Annotated in this window: 14 protein-coding genes; 10 read left to right on the top strand and 4 right to left on the bottom strand. The window is 56.0% G+C overall.

The window, feature by feature from the left end; all coding sequences use genetic code 11:
* Nucleotides 1-159: 159 nt before the first annotated feature.
* The 6 genes from ACI5FR_RS01740 to ACI5FR_RS01715 all read left to right on the top strand — a co-directional run bounded on the left by ACI5FR_RS01740 (nt 160) and on the right by ACI5FR_RS01715 (nt 8,770).
* Entirely contained in the window at nt 160-2,406 is a 2,247-nt protein-coding gene (locus tag ACI5FR_RS01740) for a helix-turn-helix domain-containing protein (protein ID WP_405449465.1), read from the top strand.
* Nucleotides 2,407-2,701: 295 nt separating this feature from the next.
* Complete coding sequence (locus ACI5FR_RS01735; protein WP_405449463.1) at nt 2,702-3,649, top strand: ABC transporter permease; 948 nt, start codon at nt 2,702-2,704, stop codon at nt 3,647-3,649.
* Between the two features lie 25 nt (nt 3,650-3,674).
* The gene (locus ACI5FR_RS01730) at nt 3,675-4,574 is read left to right on the top strand and encodes a carbohydrate ABC transporter permease (RefSeq protein ID WP_405449460.1); all 900 of its coding nucleotides are present in this window, start codon (nt 3,675-3,677) and stop codon (nt 4,572-4,574) included.
* A gap of 109 nt (nt 4,575-4,683) precedes the next feature.
* Nucleotides 4,684-6,378 (top strand): ABC transporter substrate-binding protein, encoded by a 1,695-nt coding sequence (locus tag ACI5FR_RS01725; RefSeq protein WP_405449457.1) that lies wholly within the window; start codon nt 4,684-4,686, stop codon nt 6,376-6,378.
* Between the two features lie 78 nt (nt 6,379-6,456).
* Nucleotides 6,457-7,854 carry an alpha-L-fucosidase gene (locus tag ACI5FR_RS01720; protein WP_405449455.1) on the top strand — a complete coding sequence of 466 codons (1,398 nt, stop codon included), beginning with the start codon at nt 6,457-6,459 and terminating at the stop codon, nt 7,852-7,854.
* A gap of 43 nt (nt 7,855-7,897) precedes the next feature.
* Entirely contained in the window at nt 7,898-8,770 is an 873-nt protein-coding gene (locus tag ACI5FR_RS01715; protein WP_405449452.1) for a sugar phosphate isomerase/epimerase family protein, read from the top strand.
* 5 nt (nt 8,771-8,775) lie between these two features.
* Here the strand turns inward: ACI5FR_RS01715 and ACI5FR_RS01710 are convergent, their stop codons facing one another.
* Both ACI5FR_RS01710 and ACI5FR_RS01705 read right to left on the bottom strand, forming a co-directional pair.
* The gene (locus tag ACI5FR_RS01710; RefSeq protein WP_405449450.1) at nt 8,776-8,952 is read right to left on the bottom strand and encodes a hypothetical protein; all 177 of its coding nucleotides are present in this window, start codon (nt 8,950-8,952) and stop codon (nt 8,776-8,778) included.
* A 44-nt stretch (nt 8,953-8,996) separates the two neighbouring features.
* Nucleotides 8,997-9,809, bottom strand: a complete 813-nt coding sequence (locus tag ACI5FR_RS01705) for a VanZ family protein (protein ID WP_405449447.1) — start codon at nt 9,807-9,809, stop codon at nt 8,997-8,999.
* 266 nt (nt 9,810-10,075) lie between these two features.
* Here ACI5FR_RS01705 and ACI5FR_RS01700 point away from each other — a divergent pair, with 266 nt between their 5' ends.
* From ACI5FR_RS01700 to uvrA, 3 genes are all read left to right on the top strand, one after another.
* Nucleotides 10,076-12,199: a glycosyltransferase family 39 protein gene (locus ACI5FR_RS01700; protein ID WP_405449446.1), complete on the top strand. Its 2,124-nt coding sequence runs from the start codon at nt 10,076-10,078 to the stop codon at nt 12,197-12,199.
* Nucleotides 12,200-12,408: 209 nt separating this feature from the next.
* Nucleotides 12,409-13,365, top strand: a complete 957-nt coding sequence (locus ACI5FR_RS01695) for a hypothetical protein (RefSeq protein WP_405449444.1) — start codon at nt 12,409-12,411, stop codon at nt 13,363-13,365.
* 6 nt (nt 13,366-13,371) lie between these two features.
* Nucleotides 13,372-16,266, top strand: coding sequence for an excinuclease ABC subunit UvrA (gene uvrA, locus ACI5FR_RS01690; RefSeq protein WP_405449442.1), 2,895 nt, complete (start codon nt 13,372-13,374; stop codon nt 16,264-16,266).
* A 121-nt stretch (nt 16,267-16,387) separates the two neighbouring features.
* Here uvrA and ACI5FR_RS01685 read toward each other — a convergent pair whose 3' ends face one another.
* Entirely contained in the window at nt 16,388-17,446 is a 1,059-nt protein-coding gene (locus ACI5FR_RS01685) for a glycoside hydrolase family 172 protein (RefSeq protein ID WP_405449439.1), read from the bottom strand.
* A gap of 233 nt (nt 17,447-17,679) precedes the next feature.
* Here ACI5FR_RS01685 and ACI5FR_RS01680 point away from each other — a divergent pair, with 233 nt between their 5' ends.
* Nucleotides 17,680-19,257, top strand: coding sequence for an FAD-dependent oxidoreductase (locus ACI5FR_RS01680; RefSeq protein WP_405449437.1), 1,578 nt, complete (start codon nt 17,680-17,682; stop codon nt 19,255-19,257).
* Nucleotides 19,258-19,361: 104 nt separating this feature from the next.
* On the opposite strand, the gene ACI5FR_RS01675 is transcribed toward ACI5FR_RS01680, so the two are convergent.
* A complete protein-coding gene (locus ACI5FR_RS01675) occupies nt 19,362-19,715 on the bottom strand; it encodes a VOC family protein (RefSeq protein WP_405449435.1) in 354 nt (117 codons plus the stop codon).
* Between the last annotated feature and the right edge of the window lie 102 nt (nt 19,716-19,817).

The following is a 19,817-nucleotide window of genomic DNA, read 5'->3' as shown; positions in this document are numbered from 1 at the left end:
CATCCAGCTCATTCAGGTCGTATCCTAGCGGCTTGGATGGGCTTTTTTGCTGCGTCTGAGAACACCCATCTCCCAACAGTCTGTGATATGCTAGAAGCAGCCTGTCCGAAATATGTCTCTTTTTCATCTCGCCAGTCATTCGCGCCATGGAGGCTGATTATGAGAAAAACGATGTTTAACCGGCTGCTGCTCTCCTACATGCCTATCTTTTTTATTGTCGTCACGTTTACGTTTTTTGTGTTCTTTCAGCTGCTCAGCGAGCAAATCCGCAAAGAGACGCTGGGCGCCAATAAAATGCTGTCTCAGCAAGCGATGCGCCTGATCGATACGTCGCTGAAAGCCATCGATAACAGGGTGATGACCGAGACGATCAACAACAAAGGGCTCATTGATTTTTTCAACAACGAATCGAAACAGGACGTCTACCTAAATATTAGTGCGGTCAATCAGTTGAATGATATGATTTCCGCCTATCCGATCATCGATTCCATTTATTTGGTGCGATTCGAAGACAATTTCGTGCTAAGCAATGCGACGAACGATCACCTGGGCAACTACAAGGACGCGCCGTTCATTCGGCAAGCCATGGAATCGCAAGGGTCCAGGAAGTGGTCGGGGGTGCGGAGCTTCGAGCAGTTTTCCGTAAAAGGGAGCAAGCCGGTGGTCAGTCTCGTGAGGGGGATGCCGTTCATCACGGGCGAGAAAGGGCTGATCGTCGTCAATGTATCGACCGATTACTTGCGGAGAACGATCGCCGACTTGTACAACCCGCAAGCCAGCTTCATCCGGATCCTCGACGCTTCGGGCAACGCCCTGTTTAACGATTCGGGATCCAACGCGCAAGCAAGGGTGTTCTCCAATTCCATATCGGAATATACGGGATGGTCGTATCATAGCGGCCTGATCAAAGGCGAAGTTTTTCAAGCCGTCACCGTGCTGAACAACGTTTGGTTTATGATCGGGATTGCGATGATTGGGCTTGGATTCATATGGCTCGTCTTCGTGACCAGACGTCATTCGCGGCCTTTCGAGCAATTGGTGGCGCGCCTTCACGGCAACCATCCCGCGCTTCCCGGCCGAGCGGCCAAGGAAGGGGGCGATGAGTTCTCGTTCCTGGAATCCGCGCTTGAAACGATTATTGAACAATCCAATCTGTATCAGCAAAAACATAAAGAAGACATGCATCTGCGGACGAGGTATTTGTTTCACCAGCTCATTGAAGGCACTGTCGACTTGGCGCCGGAGGAATGGATGGAAGAATCGAGCGACGTTCTGTTCTCAGGCGCCCCCGGCGAACTCGTGATGCTAGTGGTGGAAATGGATAAATACAACGATTTCAGCCGCCAATATTCAGCCCGGGACCAAAACTTGCTGAAATTTTCCCTCCGCAGCGTCATTCAGGAGCTGGGTCCGGAGCACGAGCTGAAGCTGTGGGCGGAATGGACGTCCGCGTTTCAGCTCAGCGTCATTGTAGGCCTGGGAGAGGCGGGCGAGGAGAGCGAGAGCCGTCATCCCGCCGTGATGCTCGAGTTGTTCGATCATGTGCGCGCGTGGACGCAGGACCATCTGAAGTTCACGGTTACGATCGGCATCGGCAAGCAAGTCGCGCATCTATCCGACATTGGGGAATCGTACAAAGCGGCGCTTAATGCGCTGAAGCATAAAATCGCGCTTGGGGAAAACCGGCTCATTACAAGTGAGCACATCGCGAGTCACGGGCAAGTGGAAGTGTTCTCGCACCTGAATGCGATCCGCTCCATCGTGCAGTCGTTCAAAATGCTCGATGACGAATGGACGTCCAAGTTTGACGAGCTGTTCGGCGAAATGAAGCTGAGCTTGCTCACAAAGGACGAAATTATGAATCTGATGAATTATTTCATCTATTACATGGGGCGGGAAATGGCGGGCATGCCGAAAGAGCTTCTGGACATCTGGCAGAGGGAGGGCTTGCCGAAGTTGACCGAGACGATCGAGAACTGCCATTCCCTAAGTGAAATGCGGGAGAAGACCTTGCACGTCCTGGAGAGCTTGGCCGGCGTTTTGCAGGAAGCGCAGGACAGTCGTCTCCATTCCGGCACTATTCGCGAGATGCGGAAATTTATCGAGGAACAGTTTGCGAACCCTAACGTTTCCCTCGAATATTTGAGCGGACAGTTCAACATCAACGCCAAATATGTAAGTAAGCTGTTCAAGGAAGAGACCGGACAGAAGTTCGTCGACTTCCTGATCGACGTCCGCCTGCAGCATGCCCAGCGGCTGCTGACGGAGACACAAGCTTCGGTGCAGGAGGTGGCCGAGCAGGTCGGCTATACGAGCGCCATCTCATTCGGCCGTGTGTTCAAGAAAGTGGTCGGCTGCTCTCCGAGCGAATTCCGCGAGGAGGCGGCACGCAGACAGAGCGGGTGAAAACGGTTAGGCAAGTAGAAAAATGTTGGCCATGCTCGTCCAATAGGAAGGTTCCATCCTCCCGACTGCCCGAAGTCCCGGTTGCTTAACTGGGGCTTCGCGCTTTCTTGACGGGGTCCCCGCAAAGTAATAGGGGGCTTCGCCGAGCTCCGAGGGCATACGTCACTTTGTGGGGTTGCTTGGCGATGCGAAAACGGTTGGGGGACACGATTCTTGTTTCTTGCGGCTCCCGGGTTTCGTCTGTAGTATGGCGTTATGAAAGCGCATGCAGCGAGAACGAAAGGAGGCAGCTTCGATGTTAAGCCAACAAAAGGCGGTGCCAAGCCGCCCGTCCGCCATCCATTCGGCAGCTAAAAGAATGAAGCGTCACTGGCAGCTTTATTTAGTAGTGCTGCTGCCGATGGTCTACTTGATCATTTTCAAGTACATTCCCATGGCCGGTGTCGTTATTGCCTTCAAAGACTACAACGTCATCAAGGGCATTTGGGGAAGCGATTGGGTCGGATTGAAATACTTTAATCAGTTTTTCGAGTCGCCCAACTTCTGGATGTACATCAAAAACACGCTCGGCATCAGCTTGTACGGTTTGCTGGTCGGTTTTCCGGCCCCGATCCTGCTCGCCCTGGCGCTGAATGAAATTCGCAACGGGATATTCAAAAAATCGGTGCAGATGGTCACTTACGCCCCCTACTTCATCTCCACCGTGATCATGGTGTCCATTCTGATCGTAACCTTGTCGCCCAACGTTGGGATCGTCAGCAAATTTCTGCAAATGCTCGGCATGGACAACACGAACTTCATGGGCATCCCGGGCTTATTCAAAACGATTTATGTTTGGTCGGACGTGTGGCAGCATGCGGGATATGGCGCCATTATTTATCTCGCGGCCCTCTCGGGCGTGAATACCGAGCTGTATGAAGCGGCCAAGGTGGACGGCGCCTCCAGGCTGCAAAAAATAGCGAATATCGATATCCCGAGCTTAATTCCGGTATCCGTTATCCTGCTCATCTTGAATTTGGGCAACATTATGAAGCTGGGGTTCGAAAAAATATATTTGATGCAAAATTCGCTCAACATCAGCACGTCGGAAGTCATCTCGACCTATGTGTACAAGGTGGGTTTGCTCAATTCCAGCTTCAGCTTCTCGGCGGCCATCGGGTTTTTCAACTCGGTCGTCAATCTGATTTTGCTCGTGAGCGTCAACTACTTGGCCAGGAAGCTGTCGAATACGAGCTTGTGGTAACGGTCCACGGGAAGGAGGATTTTGCGTGCTACAATTGTCCACGATCAAGGAATCGCAAGGCGATCGGTTGTTTCTGCTTTTCATCTACGTTTTTTTGACGGCTGTACTAGTAATCGTTCTGTTCCCGCTGATCTTCATTGTCAGCTCCTCATTCAGTTCGCCGCAAGCGGTCGTATCCGGCAAAGTGTGGCTGTTTCCGGTCGATTTCACGCTGGAAGGCTATAAAGCGGTGTTCCGCAATCCGCAGATCGTAACCGGTTACACGAATTCGCTCTATTACGCGATAGTCGGCACGCTGGTTAACGTCTCGCTTACCGTCATGCTGGCTTATCCGCTAGCCCGGAAAACCTTCTACGGCCGTCAATTCATCATGGTGCTGCTGGTGATCACGATGATGTTCGACGGAGGGCTCATTCCCTTCTATCTGGTCGTGAAAAAGCTGCATTTGCTGGATACGCGCTGGGCGATGATCGTGCCTGGAGCGATGGCGGTGTTCCAGGTCATTATCGCCCGCACTTTTTTCCAAACGACAATTCCGGATGAACTGGCGGAAGCGGCCGAAATCGACGGCTGCAGCGACTTCCGATTCATTACGAGCATCGTGATCCCGCTCTCCAAGCCGATCTTGGCGGTGCTGACGCTGATGTATGCGGTCGGCCATTGGAACGCTTACTTCGACGCGTTAATTTTCCTGAAATCGCCGGATTTATTCCCGCTGCAGATTGTGCTGCGCAACATTCTCATTTTGAACACGATCGATCCGACCATGATGGCCAAAGTCGATCAGTTGATGGCGCAGCAAGGGTTGAAGGATTTGCTCAAGTATTCGCTCATCGTCGTGGCGAGCGCTCCTGTGCTGATCATCTATCCTTTCGTACAGAAGCATTTTGTCAAAGGAGTTATGATCGGCTCTCTGAAAGGGTAGACGCTGGCGGAACGATGCCTGGAGAGGAGGTGATGCGGCAGCAATGCAGCCGAACCGGCTGTCTGAACGTTCAAAATGCATGGTTGAATAAAAGGGAGGAGCCGTCGAAATGAAAAATGGGAAAAAAGCGGGATCGATAACATTGGGAGTCGTACTGAGCTTGTCGCTAGTTTTGAGCGCTTGTTCGGAGTCCGATAAGCCTTCGGCAAGCAGTACGCCATCCGCCAGCGCTCCTGCATCGACCGATTTGTTCACGCCAGTCGGACAATATCCGATCGTAACCAAGCCGATGACCTTAAAAATGTTTGCCCCCCAACTCGCGAGCATCGAAAATATGGAGACGAATACATTTACAAAGACGCTTCAGGACAAGACGAACATTCAAATCAAATGGGAGCTCGTGCCGGACAAAGCGCTGAACGACCGCAAACAGCTGATGCTGGCCAGCGGCGATTATCCGGAAGTGATCTTGAATGGGGCACTCACCAAGGACGAGCAAATGAAATACGGGAAACAGGGCGTCTTTATCCCGCTGAATGATTTGATTGACAAGTATGCTCCGAATTTCAAGAAAATCATGAACGATTTGCCTTACGTGAAGAGCTCCATTACGGCGCCGGACGGCAACATCTATGCGCTCCCGCAAATTAACGAGTGCTATCATTGCAACTACGCCCAGAAGCTGTGGATTAACAAGGCCTGGCTCGATAAGCTGGGGCTGAAAATGCCGACAACTACGGATGAATTCTATGAAGTGCTGAAAGCGTTCAAAGAAAAAGACCCGAACGGCAACGGCAAAAAAGACGAAATTCCGCTTACGGGCTCCGACGATATGTGGGCCGGCAACATCGCTTCCTTCTTGATGAACGCCTTTATTATCGACGATCAGGTAGATAAGGACAGCGGCACATTCCTTATGGTGAAGGACGGCAAAGTGGATTTGGCCGCCAACAAGCCGGAATGGAAGCAAGGCTTGCTGTACTTGAACAAGCTGTACAAGGAAGGGCTGATCGATCCCGCTTCGTTCACGCAAAACGCGGACGCCGTCCAGCAGCTCGGCAACCGTCAGGACGCGAACGTCCTGGGCGGCCTTACCACCGCCCTGATCAGCTATGCGTTCTCGACGGACGACAAAACTCCGCGCCACAAAGAATATGTTACCGTTCCTCCGCTCAAAGGGCCGGGCGGCGTGCAGCAAGCGGGTTATTTCGCGGGGATAAGCCGATCGCAGATGGCGATTACGAACAAAGCAACCAAAGATCAGCAAATCGCGGCGATCCGGTTGGCCGACTATTTGTACACGGAAGAAGCGATCTTGCTTCAGGAGCACGGTCCGGAAGGCAAAGGATGGCGCAAAGCGAAGGACGGCGAGCTCGATATGAACGGCAAGCCGGCGAAATTCGCGATAATCCCGCAGACCGAGAAGAAACCGACGCACAACGACGGTTGGGAGCAGATCGGACCGTCGCTCCGAACGTTCCAATACCGCGATTCGTTCGCTGCGCTGCAGGACCCATTGGCCGAAGGCGCCTATGAAGTTCGGCTGAAGCGCGAGTCGGCGAAATATGAGCCGTTCCAGTCGAAGATGATCTACCCGCCCAGCGTGTTCATCGCGCTCGAGGATGCGGAAGTGGCCGCCCAGTTGAAAACGACGATCCGCGATTACGTCAAATCCAACATGGCCCAGTTCATTACGGGAAGCAAAGACATCGAGAAGGAATGGGACAATTATGTAAAAGGCTTTAACGGCCTGCAGGCCGGCAAGTATATCGAAATTTATCAAAAAGCTTTAGGCAAGAAATAATCGGGCAAGCGCATGTTCCGCCATCGGGTTCGCACCGGTGGCGGACTGTTTTCGTGAATTCGGATGGGAGGGGTTATGATGAGTGAACACACAGCTCACCTGGTGGAGCAGGAGGAGCAAGTCGTGGAAACCGGCGTGCACAATTTCAGCAAAGAGGAAGAGTGGGTCAAACCGGAAGATCCGCTGCTGCTAGAACGATTGGAATGGTTCAAAGACCAGAAGCTCGGGTTCATGATGCACTGGGGACCATATTCCCAGCTTGGTTTGGTGGAATCATGGGCCCTTAGCGATGAGGATGGGGACTGGTCCCGTCACGACGTCGATTGGGTCCGCGACATGGAGGAGTTCAAACGCCAATACTTCGATCTGAACAAAACGTTCAATCCGATTCGGTTTCAACCAGACGTATGGGCGGAGCTGGCGGCCGACAACGGGTTCAAATATTTGCTATTCACCACGAAGCATCATGACGGCTTCTGCATGTGGAATACCCGTACGACCCCTTATCGGATCACAGGACCGGACACCCCGTTCCACGCGCATCCGAACGCCGATATTTGCAAACGGCTCTTTGACGCTTTCCGGGCCCGAGGTCTGGCCGTCTCCGCCTATTTCTCCAAGGCCGACTGGCATACGCCCTATTACTGGGCGCCCGGCATGGAGCGCGGCCGGCATATGTGGAGGGGGCCGTCCTATGATCCGTATGAATATCCGTGGCTGTGGGAGAAATTCGTCGCCTTCACCCATGAGCAGATTATGGAATTGATGACCCAGTACGGCCGGATCGACTGCTTGTGGCTCGATGCCGGTTGGGTTCGCGAGGGCCGAAGAGGACAGGACATCCGCCTGGGCGAGGTCGTCGAGAAGGCTCGCCGGCTGCAGCCATGGCTGCTTTGCGCGGATCGCACGGTGGGCGGCCCTTACGAGAATATTGTGACGCCGGAGCAGACCATCCCGGAACGTCCGATGAATATTCCATGGGAAAGCTGCATTACGATGGGGACTTCCTTTTCCTTCCGATACGAGGACCGGTATAAAACGGCCAGACAGCTGGTTCATATCCTCCTGGAGGTGGTGGCCAAAGGCGGGAATTTAGCGCTTAACGTCGGGCCCCAGCCGGACGGACGCCTCCCGGAAGGCGCGATCCGTGCTATGAAGGAGCTTGGTGCCTGGTTGAAGGTGTACGGCGAGGGAATATACGGCACTCGAATTTGCGATCCGTACTTCACCGGGGAATGGGCGTTTACGCGAAAAGCGACTATCACGTATGCCTTTCGGCTCTATAAGGAAGAGGATGACCCTGTTCAGGGGCCGCTGACCATACCTTATCCCGGCAAGGTGGATCGGATCGAATGGGTTGGCGCCGACCAAGCTCTTGAGTTTCATAGCAATGATGCCGGGTTATCCGTCATCTCGCCGGACACGGAGCATTCTGGAAAGGCGCCTATCGTGCATGCCTTTCGCTTGATCGGCTGATAAAAATCATGGCGTCAGAGGGCGCGGAAAGCGGGTGGGAATCATGAAAGTGGGACTTAGCACTTACAGCTTGTTAAATGCATTGAAATCAGGGGAAATGACGGTTCTGGATGTCGTCCAATGGATTGCGGACAACGGCGGCGAGCATATGGAAATGGTCCCCTACGGGTATTCGGTAGAGGACAATCATGAGCTGGCGGACGCCATCCGCGAGAAGGCTCAATCGGTGGGCATCGCCTTGTCCAACTATTCGATGCCCGCCAACTTCGTACAGGACACGGAGTCCGCCTTCGAAGAGGAAGTGACCCGCGTGAAACGACATGTCGATGTCGTGCATCGGATGGGTGTCAAGCATATGCGCCATGATGTTACGGCCTTTACATTGCCGATAGAGAAGACGACGATCGCGTGGTTCGAGGCAAGCTTGCCGCTCATCGTCAAGGGAAGCCGGATGATTGCCGACTACGCGGCGCAGCTGGGAATCACCACGACGATCGAGAATCATGGCTTCAGCGTGCAGGCGAGCGACCGCGTCCAACGTGTCCTGCAGGCGGTAGACCGCTCGAACTTCAAGACTACGCTCGATATCGGCAACTTCATGTGCGTGGATGAAAACCCGATCATCGGGGTGATGAACAACTTGCCCTACGCTTCCTTGATCCACTTCAAAGATTTTTATTTCCGTCCCTACGACGAACCCCCCGGCGACGGAGTGTGGTTCACGACCACGCACGGCAACTTCCTGCGAGGCGCGATTGTGGGGCACGGAGACATCCCGATCCGCAAAATCGTCAAGCTGATCAAGCAATCCGGGTATGACGGCTACATCACGGTCGAATTCGAAGGCTTGGAAGAATGCAAAGCGGCCTCCAGGATTGCGATGGACAATTTGCGCCGATTGTGGCAAGAAGCTTGAATATCCTAAGTAATCGCATGCGTCGTACGGCTGGCCGCTTCGTGCACCAGCTTCCTGTTGCGGCTGAACAGCCGGATCAGCACATGGAAGAACAGCCAGCCGTCGAGCGCGATCAGAGCCAGAGTAGCCATCATCCGATAAAAGCCCGGGAACGAATAAGCGGCCATATAGATGTATAGCACGTGGAAGCCTCCCAACACTCCGTACAGCAACCCGTTTCGTACGATCAGTTCCTTGAGCCGGATCCGGTCGCTCTCCCCTTTGATGCGGATGCGAACGATGTATTTCCCGAAGGTCCGGCCATTGGTCGCAGCACCCTGAACACCGCCCACATCGGGAGGAACAGCATCCCATCCAGCAGCAAGGCCAGTGCGCGCCGGGTATAGCTGACCCTCTTTTGCGCAAGATCCAGGTTAGCGTCCAGTTGGTCAATCCGTGGCAGCCGAACCGTGAGCCACTCCGCCGTAATGAATCCCAGCATTCCCCCAAACGTATTGGTAATCAGGTCGTCTACGTCGAACAGCCGGTAGGGGTAATCGAAATATCCGTAAATGCCGGTCACCTGCGTAATCTCGAAGAAGAGGGACAGGGCGAATGAGGCTGTCAGACAGACAAGCCATCGGGTCCGAAAATAATAGCGCATGAACATGCCGAACGGAATCGTGATGCATACATTGAACAGCACCTGCAGGAAGGCGCGCTCCGTCAACAGTCTCGGATAAGTCGTAGGCTGGTCGAGCACGACTCGAGTCTCGCGCAGGATGTCCTGAATGAACGTCAGAGGAATCCACTGGATGTAGGAAGTCACGTCCGGCGGCGCATTATGCCTCGAAGCGGGGAATGGCAAGATGATGAGATAAACCGCGTTCAACAAGTACAACAGGAATAAATACAGCAGCAAGCCGCGCAGCTTGTTGACATAGCCATGCCGCCGATATTGGACGATCAGGAAAGGGATCGTGAACAGCAGGGCTGCCACGGGGAACGATAAGAAGGCTCTCGTAATCGGTATCAAATAAAAGTCAAACACTTGGTGCATCAGTCCGTTCGTTCGAATAATGGGCGGCTCGATCGCCGGCTTTCTAGCATAACATACGGTTGCGGTTTATTCAAAAAGTTATAATGCTGCGGGTCATCGGAGCGACTCCTCGCGGAAGCGCAATTACGGCTTTTTCGCCAATCCGGCGAAAGGAGCCGTTTTTTTGTTGGATTGACGTTCAGGAAACATTCAGTGGGCGCTCATATTCCGTTAAGCAACGTAAGTCACAATGGGAACTATCCAAAGTGCAAGGAGAGATTCACGAAATGAAGATAGTTTCCAAATACCGGGCGGATGTTCCATTGATCCTGATCGTCCTTCTCGCCGCTTTTTTGAACGGGTACAACATCTGGACCGATAAGTATGTCAATACGTATTACACAACCGCGGTGGCGAGCATGCTGGAAAACTTCCATAATTTCTTCTTCGCTTCGCTGGATTCTGCGGGTTCCGTCACAGTGGATAAGCCGCCGCTCACGTTTTGGATCCAGACGATCAGCGCCTATATTTTCGGCCTCCATGGCTGGAGCGTGATCTTGCCTCAAGCTTTGGCGGGTGTAGGGTCCGTGCTGCTCCTGTATCGGCTGGTGAAGCCGACCTTCGGTATCGCCGCAGCCAGAATCAGCGCGCTCGCAATGGCATGTACCCCTGTTGTGACGGCGGTCAGCCGAACGAACAATATCGACAGCATGCTGGTGTTCACGCTGTTGGTCGCAACTTCTCTTTTATTCAGAGGCATCCAGCGCAGCAGCATTTGGAGCTTGTTTGGGGCTTTTGCCGTGGTCGGATTCGCATTCAATATGAAAATGATGCAAGCGTACATGGTGCTGCCGGCCTTGTATCTCCTCTATCTCCTGGGCGTCAGGATGGGGTGGAAAAAGAAAATTGGCGTTCTGGCCGGCGCTACCGCGATCATGGTGGGCATCTCGTTGTCCTGGGCCATCGTCGTGGATTCCATTCCGGCGGATAAACGTCCCTACATCGGGGGCAGTACGAACAACTCGGTCTTGGAGCTTGCGCTCGGCTATAACGGAATTTCCCGCTTAACGGGCGAACGGGGTCCGGGCGGGGGGCCCGGCGGAGCGCCTGGCCAGACCGGAGGGATGACGAATCGAAGCGGTGACGGTCCGGCTGGTGTAGCTGGGAATGGCGGCCCTGGCGTATACGTCAATGAAGCCGGCGACGGTCAATATCAACCGGATCGGCCGGGAGGCGACCGCGGACAAGCTCGAAATCCCGGGCAAGGCGTAGACGGCGCGAATGGCGGGAATTTCGGTCCGGGTGGGAACGGCGGGAATTTCGGTCCGGGTGGGAACGGCGGTTCGTTCGGCACAGGGGAGAAAGGTCCGCTCCGTTTGTTCCAATCCGGTTTGTCCGGCCAAGCCAGCTGGCTCCTTCCATTCGCTGCCGTTGGCACGGTCGTATTGCTGGCCGGCTTGCGCAGAAGGAACCTGACCCGGAAGCATCAGGAAACGTTATTCTGGCTCGCATGGCTTGTTCCGGGGATGGTTTTCTTTAGTATAGCTGGATTCTTCCATCAGTATTACCTGATTATGCTGGCTCCTCCGATCGCCGCGCTTGTCGGCGCGGGTTGGACCGGGCTATGGAATAGCTATCGCGACCGGTCGGGGTGGCAGTCCTGGCTGCTGCCGGCGGCAGTGGCGCTCACGACCGCTCTGCAATGGTATATCATCCACCCTTATGACAGCACGATCGGCCGTGGATGGTCCATCGGGATCGCCGCAGCGGGTGTGATCGCAACGATTGCGCTTGTGTTGTTGAAGATCAAGCTAACGGATCTGAGGATCTCTAGTACGGCGGCGATAGCAGGACTCCTGGTGCTGCTGATCGGGCCGCTGTACTGGGCGGCGACGCCGATCACATACGGGGTAAGCAGCATGACGCCGATAGCGGGTCCGGGCACCGACAGAGGCTTTGGGGGCATGATTCCTGGCGGCTCTCCTGGCGGCATGAACCAAGGTGCGCGTCCGAACGATGGAGCCCGCATGGACGAGATCCAAGCCGGCGTCAACGAACAGCTGTTAGCCTATCTAGAAGCGAACAATACGGGAGAAAAGTATTTGTTCGCCGCGATGAATTATAATACGGCGGCTCCCTATATGATCGACGCGAGAGCCTCGGTCGTGATCCTGCAAGGGTTCAACGGCTCGGACCCGGTCTATACCGCGGACAAGCTGGAAGCCATGGTGGCCCGAGGCGAAGTGAAATATTTTTTGATTGGCGGATTCGGTGGCGGCATGGGAGGCGGCCGCGATGGCAATTCGGAACTAACGCAATGGATCACCGAGCACGGAACGGTAGTCCCGTCCACGGATTGGCAGTCCACCACGACCGGCGTCAATATGACTCTCTATGAAGTGAAAGTATAAGGTGCTTCGAGACACTCATCTAACGACGAGGAGAGTGAATCATGAAGACAGACCCGGCCCGATCGAGGTCGGGTTTTTGTGTGCGCAGATCGAAGTTTGGCTACAAATACGAACATATGTGTGCTATTATGAAAGAATTACTGGAATGTTTATCCATCCTGATAGATTTTGACGAGATGCGGCATCTGTTATTAGGGGAGGAATGAACAGTGGAGCAGATACAGTCGTTCGAAGCGGCGACGGCGAAGTTCCGGGAAGCGCTGGCCGCCTTCGTGGACAAGATTAAGCGGGACGATCAGGTGATCGCCTGCGTCCTCCTGGGCAGCTTGTCCTACGATCAAGTGTGGGAGAAGTCCGACATCGACCTGAAGCTGATCGTACATGAGCAGAAGCTGAAGCGGGGGTACATGTGCTTCGTGGAGAACGATATCCCGATCAACGCGAGCATCCAGACGCGCAATGAGTTCAAGCGGTGGCTGGAGCGGGCCGTGCAGAGCTCGATCGAGCAATCGATGCTAGTGCGGAGCACCCTGTTGTTCACGAAGGATCCTTCGATCGAGGAGTACTTCGAGGAGATCCGCTATGTCGGGGAACGGGACCGCCAGCTGCACCTGCTCCGTCTTGGCTGCCACATGCTCGGGCTGCTGGCGAAGGCGGAGAAATGGCTGTACGTGAAGGGCGATCCGACCTACAGCGCCTTCTGGATCATCCGCATGACGGATTTGCTTGCGCAAATCGAGGTGGTGCTGCATAAGGATGTGCCGATGCGGGAATCGATCCAGCAGGCGCTTCGGCTGAACCCGGACTTCTTCCGGGCGGTTTATACGGAGATGATCGAGGGTCCCGTGGACGAGGCCCGGGTAAGAGCCGTCCTGCAGAGGATTCAGACGTATTTGGTCGAACGGACGGAGATGATGTACCAACCGATTCTAGCCTTCCTGAAGGAAGAAGCGGATGTGCGCACGGTTACGGAGCTGGTTGAGCGGCTGGGCGCCGTCGTGCACCTGGATGCGGGCTCGATGACGAGCGCTTGCGACTGGCTGGCCGAGCAGGGGCTCGTGGCCAAGCTGGAGGCGGACACGCTCGCCACGCCCAAGAGCCGGGTAGCCTTGAACGAACCTGCCTACTTGTACGAAGACATGGAAGAATCGGATTGGGAGATGTGAGGACAGATGAGACAATTTATCGAGGTACGGGGCGCGCGCCAGAACAATTTGCAAAATATCGACGTCAACATCCCGCGGGACAAGCTTACGGTTATCACAGGTGTAAGCGGTTCCGGCAAATCCTCGCTGGCGTTCGAGGTCATCTACGGGGAGGGCCAGCGCCGGTTCCTGGAATCGCTCTCGACGTTCGCCAAGAGCCGGATGAACCAGCTGAAGAAGCCGAACGTCGACTTCGTCTTCGGTCTGTCGCCGGTCATCGCGATCGAGCAGAAGAAAGGCATCGTCAACCCAAGATCGACGGTAGGCACGATGACGGATATCGCCGATTTCCTGCGGCTGCTGTTCGCTTCCTCCGGCGAGGCGAGCTGTTCGTTCTGCGCGCATCCGGTCCCGATCCGCACGGCAGGGCAGATGATCGACCATATCCAGTCGCTCCCGGACGGGACGGAGCTGGAGGTGCTGGCGCCGGTCTACAAGCTGTACGGGGAAGACTACGAGACGTTGTTCGACGAGATTCGGACCAAGGGCTTCCGCACGATCAAGATCGACGGGACGCCTCACAGCCTGGGCGACCCGCATGAGCTCGATGAAGAGATGGACTATCAGATGGAAGTCGTCGTCGACAAGGTGATCGTCCAGCGGGATATTTTCAAGGTGCTGACGAAGACGATCGAGAACAGCTTGAACTTGGTCGGGGAAGGGTTCATCCGCTTCGACATCGTCAGCGTGCCGAAGGGGCACAAGGTCGACAGGGACGCGTTCTACCAAGGGTTCGCCTGCCCGGAGCACCATCTGACGATGGGCGAGCTGCAGCCGACGTACTTCTCCTTCAACGATGCGGACAGCGCCTGCCGGACGTGTGGGGGGATCGGGACTTTTATGCGGACAGAAGCCCGGTTCCTGATCAAAAATGCGGACAAAAGCATCATGAAGGGGGCGCTCGACCCGAAGGTGCTCGGCGTGAATACGAATACATGGCGCTATACGACGATGACGAGCCTTGCGAAGCATTACGGCTTCGATGTCGACTTGCCTCTGAAGGATCAGCCGGAATGGGTGACCGAGATTTTGTTCCATGGCACCAAAGGGGAGAAGTTCACCTTCGATCCGCCTGAGGATGCTCCGAAGACGCAAGCCCGGCATGCGGGGAGGAAAATCAGCTTCGGCGGGCTGGTGGGCATGATCAACCGCTGGTATAAGCAGTATCAGAAGCGGAAGGTGCTGACCGGGGCGGAGGATGAGTTCTTCAAGCGCGTGATGGTCGAGCATACGTGTCCGGACTGCGAGGGGCGAAAGCTCAAGCAGCAGCGGTTCTGCGTCAAGGTTGGGGGAGCCGACATTCATGAGCTCAGCACGATGCCGCTCCAGGAGCTGCAGCAGTTCCTGGTCGAGCTCAAATTTTCGGAGGATAAAGCCGTCGTGGCCGGGCAAATCACTGGAGAGATCCGGTCCAGGCTGTCGCTCCTGCTCGACATCGGGCTGGACTACCTTAGCCTGGGGCGGCGCTCGGATACGATCTCGGGGGGCGAAGCCCAGCGCATACGGCTGTCCACCCAAATCAGCTCGGGCCTCATGGGCATGCTGTACGTGCTGGACGAGCCGAGCATCGGGCTGCACGCCCGAGACAGCCTCCGAATCGTCGAGACGCTGAAGAAGCTGCGGGACATCGGCAATACAATTATCGTCGTCGAGCATGATCTCGACACGATCTGCAGCGCGGACCATATCATCGAGATCGGGCCTGGCCCGGGGGTACGCGGTGGACACGTTATCGCGCAAGGCACGGCGGAGCAGCTGAAGGCGAACCCGGACTCCGTGACCGGATCGTTTATCTCCGGGGCTCGGAGCATCGAGGTGCCTTCTCGGCGACGGCATCCGGCTGGGCTCATGCTATCGATTCGAGGCGCGCGGGCGAACAATCTGCGAAGTGTCGACGTAGACATCCCGCTGGGCGTCATGGTGTGCATCACCGGCGTCTCCGGCTCGGGCAAGAGCACGCTGATCAATGAAGTGCTGTACAAGCAGCTGATCTCGTTGTTCCAGGATGCACGAATCGTGCCGGGCGCGCACGACTCGCTGGAGGGGCATGAGCATCTGAGCGCGGTCATCAACATCGACCAATCGCCTATCGGCCGCAGTAGCCGGTCGAACCCGGCCACGTACGTAGGCTTCTTCGACCGGATCCGGGAGCTGTACGCGGAAGCGGCTGCGGCTGCGGGCAAAGGGCTGAGCAAGCATGATTTCAGCTTCAACCAGAAGAACGGCGGGCGCTGCGAGAACTGTCAGGGCGAAGGGACCGTCACGACGCAGCTGCAGTTCATGCCGGACGTCGAATCCGTCTGTCCCGTCTGCAAGGGCGCGCGCTTCAACGAAGAAGTGCTGGACGTGCGGATCAAGCAGAAGAACCTCGCCGAAGTGCTGGACATGTCGATCGAGGAGGCGGTGTTGTTCTTCGACGACCAGCCGTACATTCAGCATAAGCTGAACGTCCTGAACGAGCTGGGACTCGGGTATGTGCGGCTCGGCCAGTCGTCGACGACGCTCTCGGGCGGAGAAGCCCAGCGCATCAAGCTCGCCACCGAGCTGGGCAAAATCAAGCGGGGCTCGCACAACCTGTACATCCTCGACGAGCCTACGACCGGCCTGCATCTGCAGGACATTCAGAAGCTGATCGCCTGCGTGGACCGGCTCGTCGATGCCGGTCATACCGTCATCGTTATCGAGCATCATCTCGATATGATCAAGGTGGCGGACCATATTATCGATATGGGCCCGGAGGGCGGCAAGAACGGCGGGCTCGTCGTCGCCACCGGCACGCCGGAACAGATCGCTCGGTCGGAGCGGTCGCTGACCGGACGCTTCCTGCGGGAAGTGCTGGCGGCGGAGTACAGCTACAGCTGACGCGAATGGGAAAGGCGCACTCAACGTTTGCGTTGAGTGCGCCTTTTCCGGGTTCCCTCTAGTTCGGTCTGTATCCCTTAGTCCAATGGGCCCAAGGTCCCCGGCCTCCTACAGTTCTCCGTCAGATCACTTCTCTAGCGTTGTTGTCGGGCAGCGGCGGGAACGAGGCGTGCGGCTCGGCCTGGTACCAGAACACCGTCGAAGCGATATCGTCCTGCAGGGGCAAATACCGCCCTCCGGACCGCCAGCCCAACGCCTGGATCGTCACCTTCAGCTCCTCCTCGAAGCGAATCGGATCCATTACGTGCCAGCGGTACATGCCGAAGCGCTGCTGACTCCGATAGAGCCCGTCCGGCTGAATGACCTGGTGCATGCCGAGGAACGGGGTCGAGTATGTGCCGTAGCTCCCTTTCGGATGCTCCCAGTTCCAGGCGCCTCCGAAATAATCCTCCGTGCCGGTCCCGCAGATCGTCGGGAAGTCCCGGTCGCCATCCAGATAAAACTTGATTTCCCCTTCCCCGAACCAGCCGCCGTTGTTCGATTGCCAAGCCAAGTACGTGCCCACGTAATGTCCATGCCCGCGCACACCGTCGAGCAATGTATGGACGTCCTGATAAGGCACCGGGTTGCTCCGTCTCCACTGCGCATGGAAATACGCCGCATCATCCGGAACCTCGGTCAGGGTGTAATCGATCTGGTAGTAGAGCACCGCTTCCACCTCGCTGGTGTTCTCGATCGTGATCCGCGCGGACTGCCGGAACGGCATCTCCCAGTAGCTGTTCAGCCCTCCCGCCGGATTGACCGCCACCGGAAGCGACTGCACGTTGCTGCGCTCGCACCACCCGTTGCAGAAAAAATCCCCGAGCGGTACTTCCACGGACGGCTCCGTTTCGCCATCCCAATACATGCGTAGAATCAGCGTCCGCCAAGTCGCAGGGAAGCTGGTGCACCAAATGTGCTGGATAGCGCCCGGTTCCTCGATGGCGGCAAGTTCGAACGTCGACTTCGCGGCGATTTTCACCGAAGGCGATACTTTCCATCCCAGTCCCAGCTCCCGTGCCGCTTGCTGGCCTGTCCCATCCGTAGCCATACCGCCGCGGCCTTTGCCGCCGTCGAAGTTCTCCGCGCTGATTGAGCGGGTTTTCGCTTTCGACAGCCTGGATAACGTACCTAGATTCATACCTAAACCGTTAAAGGATTGGATACCAGTTCCCCTCCGCCTAAAAAATCGTTTCTCACTCATCACCGTAATCGAAAACACTAGCGATGTATTTAGCCTAAAGTAGCGCAAAGTTAACCGGAATTGCTTTTCCCCGATTCGGGATTGACAAACGGACGAGCTATAGCCTTATATTGAAACTGTGCTGGACTACCACGACCGGCAACTGACATCGGGAAAGCGAGACGCATACTATGAGAGAACAGAAGAAGGCCGACGTCATCGTACTCGGCGGAGGATTGGGCGGATGTACGGCGGCACTGGCGGCGGCCAAAACGGGCTTGTCCGTCATCATGACGGAAGAAACGGACTGGATCGGCGGCCAGCTGACGAGTCAGGCGGTCCCCCCGGACGAACACCGATGGATCGAGAGCTTCGGCTGCACACGTACATATCGGGAATTTCGCGAACGCGTACGCCAGTATTACAGGGACAACTATCCCATGACCGAAGAGGCTAGGAACAATGACCGGCTGAATCCGGGCAGAGGGTGGGTCAGCCGGTTGTGCCACGAGCCGAAGGTCGCGCTTCGCGTGCTGGAGGACATGCTGGCTCCGTATACGAGCAGCGGGCGGATCTCTGTGTTGTGCGGATTCCGGCCGGAGTCCGTCTCGACGAAGGAGGACCGGGTTGAGTCGGTGACCGTCCACAATGCTGCGACCGGAGAATGGCTGGAGCTGACCGGCACGTATTACTTGGATGCGACCGAATGCGGAGATGTGCTGCCGCTTGCCGGGGCGGAGTACGTTACGGGGGCGGAAGCCCGGAGCGAGACCGGCGAGCCGCATGCGCTGGAGACGGCGGATCCGCTGGATATTCAGTCGTTCACTTATGTGTTCGCGCTTGACTACGTCGAGGGCGGCGATTTCACCATTGAGAAGCCGGAGCAGTACGAATTTTGGCGCAGCTTTATTCCGAGCCATTCCAGATTTCCTTTGCTGAGCTGGAAGATCGAGGACCCTCACGACAGAACGAAAATCAAAGAGATCACCTTTTTCCCGAATGGAACCGACCCTTTGCCGTTCTGGACCTACCGGAGAGTGATCGACCGCTCGCAGTTCGAGGGCGATCTGTTTCAGAGCGACATTTCCTTGATCAATTGGAGTCACAACGATTACTTCCTGGGGTCGATCTATGAGGTATCGGAAGAAGAGCGGCAGCAGCATTTGGAGGGCGCGCGCCAGCTCAGCTTCTCGCTCATTTATTGGCTGCAGACCGAAGCCCCGCGCCCTGACGGCGGATTCGGCTATCCCGGGCTCAGACTGCGCAAGGACGTACTCGGCACGGAGGACGGGCTCGCCAAGCATCCGTACATCCGCGAATCCCGCCGCATCCGAGCGCTCTACACGATTACGGAACACGATGTGAGCTTGGAGCTCCGGGGCGGCCAAGGCATTCGCCGCTACGAGGACAGCGTAGGCGTAGGCAGCTATCCGCTGGATCTGCACATGACGACGCGATCGAACCGGTGGTTCTATATTCCGAGCGTTCCTTTCGAAATTCCGCTGGGCGCCCTGCTCCCGGTCCGGATGAAGAACTTGCTGCCGGCCTGCAAGAACATCGGGACGACGCAAATTACGAACGGCTGCTACCGCCTGCATCCGACCGAATGGAACATCGGCGAGTCGGCCGGGTATTTGGCGGCCTATGCGATTCAGCACGGCGTCACTCCGCATCAAGTACGCGAGGAGAAGGAGCATCTCGCCGCGTACCGCGAACTGCTGCACCGGCAGGGGATCGAGACGAGCTGGCCGGAGGATATGACGTATTAAAACGGGCGTTCTACGCGACGAAAAGGCTGCAGCGGGCTGCAGCCTTTTATGTGTGCGCTACATTGGGAGGAGATAGTAGGGATCAGGATGGCATTTCCTTGCTGTTACTTCTTATTTTCGATCAGGCCGTAGTGAACGCCAAGCGGATCGACGATGTAAGCAAGCGCAAAGTCGCCGAAATCCATTTTCTCCTGTACGACCGTGGCCCCATGTTCGACCGCCTTGGCGATAGAGGCCTCGATGGAATCCACTTGAATCTGCAGACGCACACCCACCGGAAAATGAGACGGACCCTGCGCGATACCGCCGTCGATGCCCGGCTCCGTAGAGGGTCCCGTCTTCGCTGGGTAATAGCCCCAATTGGGCTGCCCCAACTCCCACCCGAACACGTCTGCGTAAAACTTCGATTGTTTCTCGGCATTCTGACTGCTGATTTCAAATGCAATGACACGGTTCATAGTAATTCCCTCCAATGGAAATTAATCGTATGTATCCTCGAGAAAGCCGATTTCCCGCCCCTCGGGATCGAAGAAACTGAAGCTTACTCGGTTCAAAGATTG

Source organism: Paenibacillus sp. HJGM_3 (assembly GCF_045062745.1).
Lineage (GTDB): Bacteria > Bacillota > Bacilli > Paenibacillales > NBRC-103111 > Paenibacillus_AA.
This window is presented reverse-complemented; position numbering and strand designations above follow the sequence as displayed.